Origin of the sequence: Pseudovibrio sp. FO-BEG1 (genome assembly GCF_000236645.1) — a bacterium.
GTDB lineage: Bacteria > Pseudomonadota > Alphaproteobacteria > Rhizobiales > Stappiaceae > Pseudovibrio.
In genome coordinates this window covers 3,025,933-3,043,835 of record NC_016642.1, presented here as the reverse complement: position 1 = coordinate 3,043,835, position 17,903 = coordinate 3,025,933, and the positions used below count along the sequence as shown (strand labels likewise).

Genomic DNA, 17,903 nt, shown 5'->3' with positions numbered 1-17,903 from the left:
GGCGCATTATGGAAAATAGTGTGACAAATACTACATTGCTCCTCAATTCCTACAAGGAACTACTCGAAAAGAGACCTTTAGAACTTGGAGATGAGGCAACACCACTTGTAGAAGATAACAAGTCTTCTATCGAAGTTGTGGATACCCTGGCGGATGCAGAACTCCTGTCAGATGCCGTGAAGGTACTTGCTCACGCCCTGAGTAAACCGCGTGCAGTGTGGTGGGCCAGTCAAGTCAGCAGAGCGTCCTTTCCGGAAGGTACCGTGCCTACGGATGATGAGGAAATAGCGCTGAAAGCTGCGGAAGACTGGGTCCGAAAACCTGAAGAAGACCTGCGTCGTGCAGCAATGAAAATTGCCGATGACGGAGGATACAAAACTGCCGCTTGTCTGGCTGCTGCAGCAGCGGGATGGAGCGGTGGAAGTATGGGTTCCCCCGAGTTCGATCCTGCGCCTCCCCCAGAAAACCTAACTAGTATTGCCGTAGGGTCATCTATAGTTTTGTCTGTATATGACAGCAACGTGGAGGACCCCAAAGAGTTCTTAGTCAAAGCTTTCAAGTTGGGACGAGCACTCGCAGATAATGAAATAGAGGCCCTATGAGTTTCCCGGCAGCACGTATGACAGACATGCATGTCTGTCCAATGGTGAACGGTATCGTTCCTCACGTTGGAGGCCCGATATCCCTAGGAGCGCCAACCGTCTTAATCGGGAACCTTCCGGCGGCACGCATGTCGGATATGTGCGTCTGCGTTGGGCCTCCGGACACGATAATGAAAGGCAGTGTCACCACTTTGATCGTCGGATTGCCGGCGGCGCGTATGCTGGATGTCACTGCCCATGGCGGCACCATCATCCTTGGCTGGCCCACAGTACTTATCGGGGGCTGAGGATATGGCTGATAACACGAGCATCGTTTTAGTACTCATTTTGACCAAGGGGCATGAGTTGGTCGATACAGGAAAATGCACGCGCATATTGCGACAGGAACGCTGCGTTATAGGACGTGGCAGTACTGCGGATTGGATACTTCCCGATCCTGCAAACCAATTGTCACGCCGTCATTGCATTATTGAGTGGCATGAAGGCGGGTATCGCGTTGTTGACACTAGCTCCAACGGAACATTCGTCAATGACTGGGATGAGCCTATTCCGAACGGCGAAGCTTGTGGTTTGGAGGAAGGCGACATCATCCGCATTGGCGGCTATTACATCAGCACCCAGTTTCTGCCCGAAGGTGCCGATGCACGGCTGAAAACCGATGATTTCCTGGATGCTCCAGAAAATCCTGATCCACTTGCGGATCTGCTTCCCAAAGAACTTGAGAGTGAAGATGATGACTGGGTTGATGACCAGATTGTGTCTTCTGAGGACGAACTCTCTGAAGTTCTGAATGACCCGCTTGAGTCTCCTGAGTCCATCCTTCGCAAAGCTACTGAAACGCTGGACTCCTATCCTGCTAGCGAAGGAAAAGAGCCAATTCCACCAGTGAGTTATGGCTTTGAAGGTTACAAATACTCAAGCTCTGTACCTTTTGAAAGCGACAGCGGCATTTCCAGCGAAGAAGGTGCAAGTGCCTGGGACCACAATCGTACTGAATCTGACGCCTTTAAATTACCTAGAACGCATCACCAGACCATTCCGGAGGACTGGGATGTAGAACCGAAAAAAGACATTGAGAACAAAGCTCGTAAACCACATGACGATTAGCCACATCAAACGCATTGCGTACATTTTGCTTTTGAGTATCGGCCTGGCTTCCTGCTCCGCCGAGATGCCTATGCCTGTCATGATCACGACTACTGTCATCGCGGACAAGGAACTGAACCAGAACGCAGAAGGCATGTCGACACCTGTTCAGGTCAAGATCTTTTATCTTACTTCTGATGCCGAGTTTAAAACTCATGACTTTTTCACTCTGTTTGAAAAAGGAGACCAAGTTCTCGGCAAAAACCTGCTGGATATGAAGGAAGTTTTCATAGCTCCCGGAAAGATCATGAAGGTAGCAGTCAAGGTTGATCCGAGTGTGGCTTTCGTTGCTGTGCTTGGTGCCTTTCGGAAAGTGGATACAGGGACCTGGAGCTCGGTGATTATGGTTCCAAACAACAAACCATCGAGCCTCATCGCTTACTTGAGCAAGCTTGAAATTACTCTGCAGCCCGACAAGACAGTAAAAGAAGGATGGTTCTATTAATGACCACTCATAACAAAGTTGTCTGGTCAGAAGGCCTGTTTCTACAGCCGCAGCATTTTCAGCAGCATGATCGCTATCTGGAACAGCTGGTCAGTGACAGTATCTCGAGCATTCGCCCTCACCCATGGGGGCATACAGAGCTGAAAATCAATCAGGAAGCTCTGAAACTAGGACAATTCGCGCTCAATTTTGCCAGCGGCGTCATGCCGGATGGAACACCCTTCAAGATGCCACAGGAATGTGACGCTCCTGCGTCCATCCCAGTGCCTGAGAGCGTTAAAAACTCTGTCATCTATTTAGCTCTGCCCATTCGGCAACCCGGCGCTTATGAGTACGAGTATCCAGGCGTTCAGGAAACTGCAGCGCGTTATGTGGTGCATGAATCTGAAGCGCGGGATGCCATTACTGGCAGTGATGCCAGCGTGCAGATGGAAACCGGACGTCTGCGTTTTACTTTCAAGTTTGACTTTGAGGATCTGGATGGCTGGATCTGCCTGCCTATTGCACGTGTGATTGAGGTGCGGGCTGATAAGCAAGTGATCTTGGATGACGAGTACATCTCCACTTGCCTTGCCGCACATTCCTCTTCAGTGCTTTACGGCTATATTCGCGAAATCTGGGGCATGCTGAGTCACCGTGCAGATGCTTTGGCGGGCCGTGTCTCCAACTCTGGCAGCAAGGGTGTTGCAGAGATTTCTGACTTCCTGCTTTTGCAGACGGTCAATCGATACGAGCCACTTTACGCACACTTTGCTCAGACGCCCTCCCTTCATCCGGAAGCGCTCTATCGCATCTCCATTCAGCTGGTGGGTGAACTGGCGACATTTACAGCGGCGGCACGGCGACCCTCGACGCTTCAACCCTACCGCCATGAGGCTCTGACAGAGTCTTTTGCGCCGGTTATTGCCCATTTGAGGCAGCATCTTTCAGCGGTTCTGGAGCAGACAGCTGTTCCGATCCCACTGGAGGAGCGCAAGTACGGTGTGCGGGTTGGTATGTTGCTCGACCGCAGCCTGATCAAGTCAGCGCGCTTTGTTCTTGCTGTTAGTGCTGATCTGCCATCTGAGGTGATCAATCGTCACTTCCCAGGTCAGATCACGATCGGCTCAGTGGAGCAAATCCGCGACTTTGTGAACTCGGCGCTGGCAGGCATTGCGGTGAAGCAGTTGCCGGTTGCGCCACGACAGATCCCGTATCACACGGGCACAGCATATTTCGAACTGGATCCGGCCTCATCACATTGGGACGAAATCCGCGTTTCAGGCGGCCTTGCGCTGCATGTTGCGGGCGACTTCCCGAAACTTGTGATGGAACTCTGGGCGATCAGAGAGCAGTAGGCGATGAACGGACAGAGGAGCTGAGATTATGGCAAAGAAGGATTTCACTGCCCTTTCGGTGGACTCGATCGACACTGTCATCTCTACTGATGCCCCTAATCCGGATCATATGGAGCCGGGTGCCACCAATCTTCCGGCTCAAACCCCTGCAGGCTACTGGTTCCTCGGGGCGGATGACATTCAGTTCGTGCCCCTTGGTAACAATGCGCTCGTGAAAGCCGCAAGCAGCTTGCTTGCGCTTGCCGCACGCTTGCGGAACCATGCGCAGCACCGGGATGTAAATGCTCTTCGGTCTCACGTTATCTCTGAAATCCGCGCTTTTGAGCACAACTCGATGCTGGGTGGCCTCTCGTCCAAGACCATTCGCATTGCACGCTATGTTCTCTGTGCCACGCTTGATGACATCATTCTCAACACCCCCTGGGGGAGCCGCAGTATCTGGGCAACTCAGAGCCTTGTGAGCAATTTCCATAAGGACGTGTCCGGTGGTGACAGATTTTATGATCTATTGAGGAAGACGCAGGCCAATCCAAGTCGTGACAAAGATCTTCTGGAGTTGTTGTATCTTTGTATTTCACTCGGGTTTGAAGGTCGCTTGCGGATCATGCCGCAAGGCACCAACACCATGTCGCGGCTGCGCTATGGTATCTCTCGCCTCATTCGCTCCTTACGTGGAGATCAGGAAACTGACCTTTCCCCCCATTGGCGCGGTGTTGAGGATGCCTACAGGCCGCTGAAGTGGTCTATTCCGGTCTGGGGGATCTTCTTCGGTGCTGCTGTGCTCGGACTGCTGATTTACGGCATATTGCTGTTCTGGCTTGGTGAGAAGAGTGAGCGTATTGCATTTCAGTATGAATCCCTCATCAACACCAGTCCAATCGATCTGACGCATCAACCGGCACCACCACGCGCAGCATTGCCTAACCTGCCTCAGCAGCAGGCTACTCCGGGCACACCGGGTAGTCCTTCATCACCACAGGTTGTTCGCAGTTCAACGGCGTATCAGCAAATCAGTGCCTTCCTTGCCACTGAAATCCAGCAAGGCCTCGTGGTTGTGATGAATGCCAATGGGAATGTTGTTATCCGTCTGACCGGTTCAGGTATGTTTGCGACAGCACGCGATACGTTGACAGCCCGGTTTATTCCAGTTGTGAACCGTGTGGCTGAGGCGCTCAACACACGTCCGGGCAGGATCAATGTGGTTGGATACTCTGACAACATTCCGATCCGAAATGCCCAATTCAGAAACAATGTGGCGCTTTCCAAAGCTCGCGCGCAGACTGTGGCTGATCTGATCAAGGTTCGTCTGTCTGACAAGAACCGTGTAAGGGCCATTGGCAGAGGTTCTGCTGACCCTATTGCTTCCAATGCAACGGCTGAAGGGCGTGCGCAGAACAGGCGCATTGATATTACGCTGATCCCTAGCACTGGCCAGGGAGGTCAGCAATGAGTAGACTCAAACGCTTTTTCCCCTTCTGGTTCGTTACACTCCTCATCACACTGATCCTGTGTGCGGTTGTCTGGATCTATGGTCCAAGCCTTTCCATATTTGGTGCCAAACCATTTGCGATGGCTGTGGTGCGTATGCTGGTCGTGATGGGCCTGCTCATGATTTGGGCGGCTATCAACATTGCACGCTTATCTCGCCGCGCGCGGGAAGCTGAGGCGAAAAACGAAGAGGAAGAAGAGGAAGAAGAGCCTGAGGTCGACCCAGACGAGCTAGCAAAGAACGAGGCTGCTCTTGTAACCACCAAGGTGGAAAAGAGCCTGAACATTCTTAAAACAGCCAGTGTTGACGGAAAGCTCGGGCGCCGCGTTATCTACCAGCTTCCGTGGTATCTGATGATTGGTCCGGAAGAATCCGGCAAGACCACTGCCCTACTCCGGTCAGGCATGAAGTTTCCATTGGCTCACAAGCTGGGTCAGAAAGTGGATGCTGCGACCGTGGAGCCGACGGCGGAGTGTGAGTACTGGTTCAGCAATAACGCAATTATCGTGGACAGTGCTGGTCGTTACACGATGCAGGATCAGGACGAGATCATTGATGCGTCCGGCTGGAACACGCTTCTCACTTTGATCAAGAAAAATCGTCGTCGCCAGCCGCTCAACGGCATGATCATTGCGATCAATCTGGCAAAACTGGTTACGTTGAGGTCTGACCAGCGCCTTGATATGGCCCGGACAGTCAAGCAACGCGTCAAAGAAGCTGAGAAACAGCTGGGGCTTAGATTTCCGATCTATGTGATGTTCACCAAACTGGATCTGATCGCTGGTTTTACGGATTACTTCCAGATCCTTGGTCGTGATGAACGGCATCAGGTTTGGGGTATGACCTTCCCTGTTGATGACGGGAAATCCTCAGAGAATGCGATCAGTCACTTTGACGAGGAATACGAGCTGCTGATGGAGCAGCTCAACTCGCGTGTATACGACTACCTCAATAAAGAAACCGACATTCAACACAGAAGTCTGATCTTCAGCTTCCCGCAGCAAATGGCATCTTTGCAGACGGTGCTGAACGATTTTCTTACTGAGATGTTCCGGCCCAATCGTTATGAAGATCGTAGCTTCCTGCGTGGTGTTTACTTCACCTCAGCAACTCAAGAAGGGCAGCCTGTCGATCTGTTGGCGGGTTCTATTGCGCAGGCTTATGGGGTTGGCCGGCAAGCCCTTCCCTCAGCGCCATATGAGCGGCATTCCTATTTCCTCGAGCGTTTGTTCTTTGACCTGATTTTTGGTGAGGGCAACCTTGCAGGCGAAAGCAAGCAAGTAATGCGCAAGCAAAAGATCAGGAAACGTCTTTCACTGGCCGCTTGCTTTATAGCTCTGGCATTCCTAACAACCGTCTGGGTCATCAGCTATGAGCTTAATCAGGAAAACATCATCAATCGCGCGAATGCGGACCTGAAAGAGTTTCCAAAATTTGCAGATCGTATTGATGCGGTGCGTGTGAATGATGCGAACTATCTGGCTGTGTTGCCGCTGCTAAACTATCTTCGTGATCTGCCCGGAGGGTACTCTGATCAGCAGGAGAAACCACCGCAGAATGAGCGTTGGGGTCTTAACCAGATTCCGATTGTCGCTGAGGATGCTGACGCGCTTTATCACAACGGGCTAGAACGCTATCTCCGTCCCCGTATGATGTTGCGTCTTGAGCAGCAAATGGTTGCGAACATCGACAATCCTGAGTTTCTGTTCGAGGCTTTGCGCATCTATCTCGAGCTTGCTGATAAAGGACCGATTGAACCTGAAATCATTCAGCGTTGGGAAGAAACAGACTGGCAAACGCTCTACAGTGATCCACGTCAGGTCACGGAACGCGAACAGCTCTCCAATCACCTTGCCGCTTTGCTTCAACAACCTTTCAAGGTTCGAATTGATGTGAATACACAGTTGGTTAGCCAGGTTCGGGAAATCCTGAATGCGCAGCCAATTGCAGAGCTCGCCTACTCCTTTATCAAGGCCGGACAAGCTGCACAGAACCTACCTGAATGGCGTCCTGATGAAGCTGGCGGTTCTGCCACAACACGCGTCTTTACCCGCTCCTCAGGGAAACCGTTAACCGAAGGAATCCCTGGACTTTACACCTATGATGGTTTCCACGGTGTCTTCCTGCCTCAACTGGTGGACAGCATTCAGAGCTTCGTTCGAGAAAGCTGGGTGCTGGGTCCCAACGGGCAGCTTGAGAATAAGGAAGAGACGGTTACCCGTATCGAACGCGGTGTCCTTGGGCTTTATCTGGATGACTATGCACGTATGTGGGATGCGATGTTGGCAGACCTGCGGATCGTGAAATTCGGAAGTCTCGCACAAGCCACTGACGTCATTAACACCGCATCCGGTCCAAACTCGCCAATCCGTAACATGCTTGTTTCTGTTGCAGAACAAACCCAGCTAACCCGCACTGAAGCCCCTTCCAGCGCCACTGGCATTGCTCAGAACGTGGCTGGTGGTGCTGCACGGATTGCAGAGGAAGAAGCCCGCGCAACAACCAATCTGAGACAGCAGCAGCTGGTTGAAGTTCTTGGTCAAGCTGTCCCGACCCGTGAAGGTGGTCCAAGAACTGCACCTCCTGGGTCATCCGTTCAGTCCAGGTTTGAGGCCCTTGATAACTATACATTGGGCAGCGGCAGTGGCACGACGCCCTTAGATGCGTTGTTGATGCAAGTCACTGATCTTTATCGTGAACTGAACCGAATTCTACTTGCCAACAATAGTCAGCAGGATGCGCTTAGCTACATATTGGGTGGCGGTAGTGATGCGGTTAAGACGCTTAAGGACGAGGCTCCAAACCTGCCGATGCCATTGCAGAGCTGGATACAGGAGATGCTTCAGTTTTCATCTCAGGTGACGTCTAATGATGCACAAAAAGCAATCAATGCTGCATGGGATTCTGAAGTTTTGCCGCTTTGCAGTTCAGCTCTGACAAATCGGTATCCGGTGACAGATGGTCAACAAGCTGCTGTCATGCTGGATGATTTTTCGACCCTATTTAAACCCGGCGGTAAGATTGAAGCGTTTTTCAATACCAACATCAAATCCTTCGTCGATACCTCCAGTACGCCTTGGAAATGGAGAGATGGTGAGAATGCGCGGATTGGCGTCTCCAAAGACAGCCTTCAAGTCTTCGAAAAAGCTAACGATATTCGCAACGCATATTTCGCAAATGGGGGGGATAAACCATCTGTTGCATTCACGATGACCCCACTGGATCTGGATATCGGATCTACCCGTGTTGCGCTCACCGTGGATGGGACAACAGTAAGCTATGCACATGGTCCGTCTCGCCCCATTGAACTGAGTTGGCCCGGCGATGGCGTCCCTTCTGCTAGCTTGGCATTTTTTCCTGAGATTGCCGGAGAAGCAAACTCCATCAACCTCAGCGGACCTTGGTCCCTCTTTAGATTATTGGAAAAGGCACGCGTAACGAAGACCGATATACCTGATCAATACAAGGTGAGATTTTCGCTTGGAAATCGTTTTGCCACCTTCAATCTCATCGCGAACAGCGTGAACAATCCATTCTCCGCAAGGCTACTTCAGAATTTTACCTGCCCCAAGGAGCTCAACACCTAGAACACCAGGTTAAGTGGTTCTCAAAAATAACAATACTGAGTGGAGCCTCGAATGTCTGACGATCAACTAACACCCGAACAACTCCAATGGGTGCAAGCGGTTTATAAAGCTCTTGGCTGGACCTTTAAGGAAAAGGAAGAGGCTGAACGTGAGACAGCTGCCGCAATCAAAGAAAAAGAAGAAAAAGAGATTGCGCAGGCCACTGCGAAAACCAAAGCTGAAGACGACAAGAAGGTTGGCGCTGCAGTTACTGAAGCAACTGCTGAGCGCATTAAGCAAGAGAGTGATGAAAAACTCAAAGACGTTTCTGCTCAGCTGACGGACCTGAAAGCAGACGTCAAAGATCACTTTGTCCATGAGAATGAAGACACAGATTCAGACGCTATGGCGGCACTTGCAACTCAAAGCAAGCAGCTTTTGGAACGATTGAACTCTGTTTATGGGCATAAGAAGGATTTTGAGAAGTACCCAAGTGAAGCGATCGCTTTTGATAAGAGCTATGAAAACGCGAAGGCGCTTATCCAGGCCGCTGCTTTGGAAATCAAAACCAAAGATACAGACGGTGCGCACAACAGCCTATTGGATGCAGAAGCTGCCATTGATGACATGCAGACGCTTTGGCAAGGCGTTGTCGCTGCCGCCAAAAGCCAGCCTGCAGAGCCACCAGTTCCAGCAGAGCTAAAGGACTATGTGATGGATGTCGGTCATGGTATTAAAGCCATGACTGCTATCGGCTTTTCCGGTCCGGCAGAGCGACTTGGCAAGACCTTGAAGGATGTCAGAGCTGCCAAATTAGGCAAAAACGACCCAGCATGGGAAATCCTGCTTTATGAGACTGAGATGGCGGTGGCAGCCGTTGTTGAGTTCAATCAGCTTAAAACTCATATTCAGAAGCTTTCAACCAGTTTGAGAAACTCAGGTTTAACGGATGCTGCTGGGAATGTTGAGTCTGACCTCGACAAGTACATGGCCGACTCTGCCCATACAGTTCCAACCATTCGCAGTTTGTTGACGTCCCTCAAAGCTTCTGCAGCGCATAAGAACAGCATGCGGAAGGAAGAAAAGTGGGATACCGCTCAACTAAGTGAACGGACTGAGCGCTTCCGTAATGATCTGAAGAAACTGGTTCTTTATGACAAGGACGGCAATCTTGTCACTAAACCGGATGAGCGCCGCGCAGTTAAGCGTGCGGGGGATATTCCTGGTTTGGATAAGGATGTGATGATCCAGATCCCTCGGCGTCCGAAAGATGCCAAGGAGATACCTCGCAAGACCATCGATAGTCTGCTTGAAACCTTTGACTTCCTAGATGAACTGAAGGCCTCTGGTGTTACCGGTGTGGAAAATGTCGCAGTTGAAGAGTTTTTGAGAGCAGAAGCGATTCTGTCTGGAATTCAGAAAGATCCAGGTGGTTACAAAAAACTCACTAAAAACCTCGATAAACTTCGCGAGAAAATCGACAAAATCTCGAAAGGTAAAGAAGGCGCTTACTACATTGAAGAACGCCTGCGCCTGAAGGATGACATCGATGAGCTGGAGGACGAAGCTCTCTCAATGAATATTGAAAAGGCTTTGGCGGTTTGCACTGATATGGAAGCCAAGCAGCTTCATCCGCTTGAGGAAGGCGTTCGAAAAGCGGTGAAGAATCGCGAGTTGTTCGATAGTAAAGTCTATTTTATTGAGGGCCAGTTTATGGAGATACCTAAGCTGCTCTCTCAAATGGGCAAGGCTGACCCTAAACTTGCTAAGACAATCGGTTCTCTCTTTGCCCCCGATGAGATCAAGCAATATCATGGTGATCTGGATCTATACTTCGATCAGGCGAAAGACCTTGCCTATAACGCAACCACGAACGATGAACTCGCTCACTCGCTGGATCTGGCAAACCGCCTGATCTTCCGTGTTGATCGTTTCGTGCTTGAGTTGGAAGGCCAGCTGAGTCACCTACATAAGCTTGCTGAAATGGAAGCTAAAGGTGAGAAGATCACCGATGCAGATCGTTTCAGCGCTGAAGAGTTGAAACACTTCAAGAAGCTGGAAGACGACTACAAGAAGGGTGTTGCCCGCAAGAAAGAGCAGAAGGAAGCGAAGGAAGCCTTCCTTGCCAAGTCTGGCCCGCTCAAAGATGAGCTGGATATGATGACGTCGAAAGACATCTCCATCAAGCGTATCCTTGCCTACTACAAGGGTGTTGAACGTGTTGATCCAAGCAAGTTCGATACCTCACGGCTGAAGGAACTTCGGCTTGAAATTGCGGATCTTGAAGAGAACTCAGATGCGTCTCATTCGCATAAAGAGAACCTTGCTAAGCTGAAAGAGCTGGAAAGTGCTCTGGATGCAATGCGCAGTGAAATCACCGGTTTCCGCGAAGACATTGCCAAGGACATTTCCAAGTTCTCTGACAACTGCATCACATGTCTTGAGAAAGCCAAAAAGTACATTGACAACACATTTGTGAATGCGGTGATAGGCAAGCAAGATAAAGGTGAAGAAGTCGTGGATGTGGCGGCTCTGCGTAAGTTTACTTCAAGTATTTCACAGCCTCTGGCTCTTGCAGAACTGCCGAAGAATGTTGCTGTGATCGCTGACAAGTCAAAAGACCTGAAAGAGCGCAAAAAGGCCCGTGAGAACGCCCTTAGGCAGGTTCGTCCACTGATTGCGCAGCTCGATAACAGTAAGGCTATTCAGCTCTATATGCGGCATCCGTTCAGTGATCTGCCGAATGATCTGAACATTCTGCGCCCTGAGCTGGTCCAGCTTGAAGTGAAACTTCTGTCGCTTGGCGGCTAAAATATAAACAAGAAGGGCCGAAAACGGCCTCATCGTGGAGTTTGTTATGTCTTTAACTCCCTCCCAGATCGAATGGCTTTCTCAAGCCCAGGGCGGTGTTGAGAGCTTCGAAGCAGATAGCGAAAACGACGAGAAGAAATCTGCAGAACTGACCAATATTTTAGCCAAATTGGATGCAGACAAAGCAGTCATCCAAAAGGCTCAGGATTTCCAGATTGAACTGGCTCGTGATCCTGGTTTCTTCAAGCGGAAGCTGCAGAAAACCAAAATGGATTTTATGACGGGTGACATGCAGACAGAGGTCGACTCCTATGCCGATGTGACCTCCGAAACACCCCTGATCCCTGCCGAAAATGTTGATGCATTAAACATTGCATTCGACAAAATCCTTCAGAGGCAGGCAGAAATGCTTGCTGCCAAAAAGAAGGATGGAAAAACACGACTTTTCACGGATGAGGACATCACCCGTGAGCTGTGGACTCCTTTAGTTCGTCAAGGGATCATCCCTTCCAACCTGGTTCCGGATAAGTACAGCCAGTTTGTGCAGATGTTTCAGGGCGCTTCGGAGATTTACGAGAACAAGCTTGAACAGCACAGTGAAACAGCTTCCAGATATGAAAATACCCTCGAGGCTATTGGCTTTGCGCGGGATGTGGTCTCATTGGCCGGTACCGTTGGCAGCACTGCGATTACAATTGCAAACTTTGAGGACCAATCTCAGTCATTGGCAGAAAAGCGCGAGATTGCCGCCAAGCGTCAGGTTCTCAAAAGCAAGCAGGATCAGATTGCAGGTGATCTTCGCACTAAGTTGAAACTTGGACCGAATACAACAGATGGAGAAGTCCTGGATGCTGCTGCAGCGGCCCCAGATGGCAAGTACGCCTGTGAAATCCAAAGCTACCAGAATGTTGAACTCGCTCAAACACAGCTGGTTGAACAGCTGATGGGGCAAACCAAGCTCTTCGAAGAAGAGAAGGCTTTGCTGACCATGTCCACCTCTTTGTTGGATGGTGGTCTGGCCATGGCTGAGAAAGGCATCCAGTTCGCAGATAGGGAAAAGAATGCGAGGAACACTCTTGCATTTGCACAAGATGCGGCAGACGTCGTTGCCAGTCAGGTGAAACTTGCGTTGGAAGCAACCAGCAAAACCTATGAGCACGAAGAACATCAAACAACAGACAAAATTGAGTTTGCAGGCGCAGCTGATAAGGAAACTCTCCAGAACCTGTCTTACGCATCTGGCGCTATCACTGCAGCTATTGAGGCCAATCAGGTTGCGCGGAAAATTGTATTAGCAACACAAGCAAAAACCACTAAAGAAATAGAAAATGCTGTTTTACAGATTGCTGGTTCAGTTGCCGATACAATCGCTGAAGCGCTTTTTGCAGCAGGTGATGTTCAGGGATACGTCGATACCGGCAAAGAAGATTCCAAACACACTCTCAAAGATGAACGTAAGACGTTCGCCTATGGTGATCCCGATTCCGGTCCAGGTCCTGGAAATGCAGCTGACCAGACCGAGCTTATCGGTGTTTCAATCAAGGCATTTTTTGTAGCAGGCGTTAATGTCGGCACAGCCATCAAGGCGATAAAAGATAAAGATTACAAAGCCTTCGGAGAATCTCTAGTTCTGGGTCTCATGCAGGCTGCCTCATCTGCGACTACAGGCCCCCTCGCCGCTATGGCTAAACCTGACCTTGCTCTAAACACTGAAGAAGAAAAAGAAGAGCTCGGCAATCTCACTCCCCGCGAGTTGATGGCACGGAAACTGGATCGGTCTGGCTGTGCTTTTGTGCGAACGGAGCGAGAAAAATTTCTCGATGGATTTCAGGATCCAAGCTACCTGCACACAATCACCAACAATATGCGTGAGATGCAGGACGCTTTTCGCGAGGCGAATGAAAAGAAGAAGATGGATGCGGAAACGCTGAAGCGCACCAATGCCGCAATCCAGAAACTTGAAGCCAAGAAATCATGGGATGCTCTTGCTGACTTCAAAAAGAAACAATCAAAAAAGAAGGACCGCGAAGAGTTTATGGCGCAACTCGAAGCGGACGTGGAAGCTGAAACCAAGGCTCTCAAGAACCTAATCGCGGAAGCCTCCCCTCCTCCCGATCCGAAGGATGGCGAGGCGCTTGCTAAATCGATGGAAGCCGTTGAGAAGTTGATTGCAGACATCAAGGCTTCTGAGATGCAGTACAAGTTGATTGAGAAAATCGCCAAGGGCGGCGTTCAAGTGCTTGTGCGCGTTGTGCCAGCTACAGGGATGGTCGAGGCTTGTAGAAAGCTTGCTTTTGATGCAATCGCCCTTGGTAAGAAGGCAGCTGAGGTTGAGAAATGGCGCCGCAATGTGAAGATGGCACAAACCTCAAACTCACCCTACTACCACGCTTGTAAAGAACGCCATACGCAAGCAGCTGTTCAGGTGAGCCAGAAGACGATCAATACGTTCTTGTCCATGATTGGCGTTGCAACTGAAGCTGCTCGTCTTGCTGACTCAACACAGGCCGCCACCGGCATGTCGATGGTCAAGAACATGGGTCAGGCTCTTTCTGACTTCGGTTACAAGACCTATGGCCGTGCAAAGATTGTCTTTGGTTGGCGGAAGTATCTTGATGCGCGCAAAAACCCAGAGAACCGCAAGAAGGCTCGTGAAGCTATTGCATGGAACTCCACGCTTGCCAAGTGCGTGCTGGCCTATGGCATTGTTGAGGAGCGCGATCCGATTGCACAACAGGTTGGTCGGAACTGCGGCCTGACGCCTGAAGTACTTGTTTCCAACTCAGATGTTTGTGCAGCGGTGGTCCGCTACTTCGAGACACTTTATAGCGAAGACCCTGTTGTTCTTCGCCGCGTTCCAAAGGTCACCAACTGGCATCCAGGTACACCTGACCTTACCCTCAAGAGCTGGTTCAGCTTCAAGCGTGCGGCCTCCACAAAGGCTTACCCGCTGATGGCGAAGGCTTCTTGTAAGACACCGGCCATTGATCAGGCCTTGAAGGGACTTCACACGCTGTGTGGTGGTGACCCTTTCAATTACCCATCCGTACGTGATGATCTGATGTCCGATGAAGCGTGGCAGGCAAAGATCGTCACTTTGGCCACCGACGTGAAAAAGCATCTGGAAACCCTTGAGAAAGAGTTCAAAGGATTCCGGCCGGTCAACGCTGAGCCGAAAGATCCTAAAACTCAGGCGTGGCAAGGTGGAAAGTTGCATGTCGAAATGTCGGAAGTCGCTGATGCTTTGAAAGCGCAGGCCACACTGATCCTTCGAGATGTGAACTCAGATCTGAAAGCCTACACAGCTTAACCCGTTCTCCTCTGTGATTTGGAGTTTGTCATGACTTTTACCTCAAAGCAGCTTGATTGGCTCAAAACAGCGCAACAAGGCGCCGGTGAGTTTGAACAAAACTCCGAGCGTGTTGCCGCCAAAGCTGGCCGATTGAATGACATTATGACCAAGCTGGATGGGGACAAGGAAACCATTCGCGAGGCCCAGAATTTTGAAGTCACGCTGGCGCGGAATGAGAAGTGGTTCAAACTTCCCGGCTCTGGCACCAAGATGCCCTGGATGACCGGGGATATGCAGACAGAAATCGATACCCGTGCTGATATTCGCGCTGACAGTGGTGAGATCAATGCTGAAACGCTGAAAAAGCTGAATGCCGCTTTCGAGCGCATTCTGGCTCGTCAGGCTGAGATGATCGCCGCAAAAGACAAAGACGGTAACGATATGTTCTCTGAAGAGGACATTACACGAGAGCTTTGGACACCTCTGGTGCGTGAAGGGATTATTCCTTCCAATCTGGTGCCTTCCAGATACAGCCAGTTTGAGAAGATGTTCAAAGGCGGCTCCAAGATCTACGAGCAAAAACTCGAAGAGCATAGCGAGACAGCCTCCAAACATGAGAATGCGCTTGAGGCAATCGGCTTTGCGCGTGATGTGGTTACTCTTGCTACTTCCATCGGGTCCAATGCCATCACCTTGGCCAACCTGAACACAGTGGCAGAAGGTGCACCAGATAAAGACCAGATTTCTGCCAAGCAGGAAGTTCTGAACAATCAGAAAGGTCAGGTGACTGGAGACCTACGCAAGTCGCTCAATATGGATGCGAACGCAAGTTCGGAAGATGTGCTAAAGGCGGCGAAGGAAGCCGGATCTTATGGAGATCAGCTTCAGAAGGTTTCCAACATCGACAATGCCTTGAACTCTCTGAGTGACAACCTTTCCAAAGACGCGAACTGGGTTGCCGAGCAGCGGGCCCTGTTCACTGCAACAACCACTCTGCTCGATACAGGTCTGGCAGCAGCTGAGAAAGGTATCGTCTTTTCCGAACAGAAAGGTAAGACCGCGGCGGATAAGCTAAGTTTTGCCAATGAAGCGGGAGAGCTGATTGGTGAGCAGATCAAGAATGTTCTTTCTGTTGGTGCTGCCTTTGACAAATCTGCTTCAGATAGAAAAGGCGAAGACGATCACGGCAACATTTTTGAAGGCATATCCGGCCTGATTGACGTTGCCATGGCTGGTGGCCGCGTTTCTGAAAAGATCCTTCAGGCCACTCAGGCACCGGATAAAGAAGGTGCGCAGGAAGCTGTCATGTCCATTATTGGAACACTGGCAGATTCCTTGAGCACGACGATTTCATCCGGTGCACAATTGAGTGGAACAGAGTCCTCGACACCTGAAATTGTTGGTGAGGCTCTTAAAGCCGCGATGATTGCCACGACGGATGCCGGGGCAGCCACGAAAGCACTGATTGATGGTGACTATCAGGCCTTTGCTGAGGCGCTGACGGGTGGTCTTGCGAACCTTGCCAGTGCAACTGGATCTGATGCCATCGGTGATGCGATCTCCGGAAAGATCCAGCCTGACCAAGGTGAGCTGACGGAAGAAGGCGAAGCGGAAACAGAAGGCCTGACCCCACAGCAAATTCTTGAGAAAAAGCTGAAGCTTGCTGGTCCAAGTGCTGGTGTGCAAAGCGTTGAAAAGAGCATGGCGCTGCTTTCTGATGATGACATCATGGCAAACGTCAATGCTCTGCTGACTGGCGGTATCGGCAAACTGCAGAAGCCGGGCCGCGATGAGAAAGACGCAGAGATCGTCAAGAAGAACACGGCTGCTGCGCTGAAAAAAATCGAAGAACAAAAGACAGGCAACGCTCTTGCTGATCTGAAGACGAAACTCGCTGATCCAAAAGAACGCAAGGAGTACATGGATAAGATCGAGAAGGAAGCGGAAGAAGAGCATAAAGCGCTGCAACAGCTGATCGAAGAAGCTTCGTCTCCTGAAGATCCAAATGATGCGAAGGCCGTCGAGAAATCTTTGAAAGCGATCGATATTCTGCTTGCAGATATCAAGGCTTCTCAGATGAAGATGAAAATGATCGAAACCATCGCCAATGGTGGTGTGAAAGCGGTCACGACCATCTTCCCGGTCACAGGTCTTGCGGAAGCCATTCGCAAGCTGACCATGGATGCGATTGCACTGGCTAAAAAATCAGCTGAAGTTGAGAAATGGCGGAAGAACGTCAATCTCGCGGAAGCTAGTAACTCAGTTTACTACCATGCGATCAAAGAGCGCCATACGCAGGCTGCCATTCAGGTGAGCCAAAAGACGCTCAATACGTTCTTCTCTGTTGTTGGTGTGGCTGCCGAGATCGCGCGTCTGGCTGACGCAACCCAAGCTTCTGCCGGGATTTCTGCCGGTATGAACATGGGCCGTGCACTTTCTGACTTCGGCTACAAAACTTATGGCCGCGCGAAGATCATTTATGGTTGGAAGAAGTATCAGGAAGCCCGCAAAGACCCTGCCAACCGTAAGGCTGCCCGCGCCGCGATTGCCGGCAACTCTACACTCGCTAAGTGTGTGCTTGCCTATGGTATCGTGGAGGAGAAAGACCCTATTGCCCGTCAGGTTGGACGAAACTGCGGTCTGACACCAGAGGTGCTGGTTTCCAGCACTGATGTTTGCTCCGCTGTTGTCCGGTATTTTGAGACACTTTACAGCGATGACCCCGTGGTCCTACGCCGTGTTCCAAAAGTCGAGAACTGGCATCCTTGCACGCCGGATCTGACGTTGAAGTCCTGGTTCCTGTTCAAGAAAGCAGCAATTACCCGTGCTTATCCACGGATGTCGCAGGATAGTCGGCTGACACCGAATATCGACCGGTCCATCAAAGAGTTGCACAATCTGTGTCATGGTGATCCGTTCAAGTACCCAGAAGTACGCGATGAGCAGCTCAGTAAGCCTGATGGCATGAAAGCTGTTGTTGAGTATGCCACTCAGGTGGATACTGAACTGGAAAATCTGAAGAAGGCTTTGGATGCCTACTCACCTGTGGCTGCCAAGCCAACTGATCCGAAGGTTGAGAAATGGACCGCTGGTGAGCGTCACTCAGAGATGGAAGCTGTTGTAGATGCAATGTCTGCGCAGATTGAGCTGGTGCATCGTGAGATTACAGCGGACCTGAAGCTCTATAACACCGCATAGCAATGAAATAACTGGCA

General features: G+C 50.6%; 10 protein-coding genes. All 10 read left to right on the top strand.

From position 1 onward, the window contains the following. Positions 1-8: 8 nt before the first annotated feature. The 10 genes from PSE_RS13890 to PSE_RS13845 are packed head-to-tail and all read left to right on the top strand — an operon-like array spanning position 9 to position 17,886. The gene (locus PSE_RS13890) at positions 9-602 is read left to right on the top strand and encodes a hypothetical protein (RefSeq protein WP_008546483.1); all 594 of its coding nucleotides are present in this window, start codon (positions 9-11) and stop codon (positions 600-602) included. Next, on the top strand, positions 599-889 hold the full coding sequence (locus PSE_RS13885) for a PAAR domain-containing protein (RefSeq protein WP_037035904.1): 291 nt from the start codon (positions 599-601) through the stop codon (positions 887-889). The genes PSE_RS13890 and PSE_RS13885 overlap by 4 nt, the downstream gene beginning before the upstream one ends. Before the next feature lie 4 nt (positions 890-893). Beyond that, positions 894-1,709: an FHA domain-containing protein gene (locus PSE_RS13880; RefSeq protein ID WP_208997937.1), complete on the top strand. Its 816-nt coding sequence runs from the start codon at positions 894-896 to the stop codon at positions 1,707-1,709. Continuing rightward, complete coding sequence (tssJ, locus tag PSE_RS13875) at positions 1,699-2,193, top strand: type VI secretion system lipoprotein TssJ (RefSeq protein ID WP_041768498.1); 495 nt, start codon at positions 1,699-1,701, stop codon at positions 2,191-2,193. Before PSE_RS13880 ends, tssJ begins: the two co-directional genes overlap by 11 nt. Then, entirely contained in the window at positions 2,193-3,530 is a 1,338-nt protein-coding gene (tssK, locus tag PSE_RS13870; RefSeq protein WP_014285432.1) for a type VI secretion system baseplate subunit TssK, read from the top strand. The genes tssJ and tssK overlap by 1 nt, the downstream gene beginning before the upstream one ends. Before the next feature lie 28 nt (positions 3,531-3,558). Continuing rightward, entirely contained in the window at positions 3,559-4,980 is a 1,422-nt protein-coding gene (gene icmH, locus PSE_RS13865) for a type IVB secretion system protein IcmH/DotU (RefSeq protein ID WP_041768497.1), read from the top strand. Next, on the top strand, positions 4,977-8,606 hold the full coding sequence (tssM, locus tag PSE_RS13860; RefSeq protein ID WP_014285430.1) for a type VI secretion system membrane subunit TssM: 3,630 nt from the start codon (positions 4,977-4,979) through the stop codon (positions 8,604-8,606). Before icmH ends, tssM begins: the two co-directional genes overlap by 4 nt. Positions 8,607-8,657: 51 nt before the next feature. Then, positions 8,658-11,396: a hypothetical protein gene (locus PSE_RS13855; protein ID WP_051125914.1), complete on the top strand. Its 2,739-nt coding sequence runs from the start codon at positions 8,658-8,660 to the stop codon at positions 11,394-11,396. 46 nt (positions 11,397-11,442) lie between these two features. Continuing rightward, positions 11,443-14,706 carry a hypothetical protein gene (locus PSE_RS13850; RefSeq protein WP_041768495.1) on the top strand — a complete coding sequence of 1,088 codons (3,264 nt, stop codon included), beginning with the start codon at positions 11,443-11,445 and terminating at the stop codon, positions 14,704-14,706. Between the two features lie 30 nt (positions 14,707-14,736). Next, positions 14,737-17,886 carry a hypothetical protein gene (locus PSE_RS13845; RefSeq protein WP_014285427.1) on the top strand — a complete coding sequence of 1,050 codons (3,150 nt, stop codon included), beginning with the start codon at positions 14,737-14,739 and terminating at the stop codon, positions 17,884-17,886. Positions 17,887-17,903: the final 17 nt, after the last annotated feature.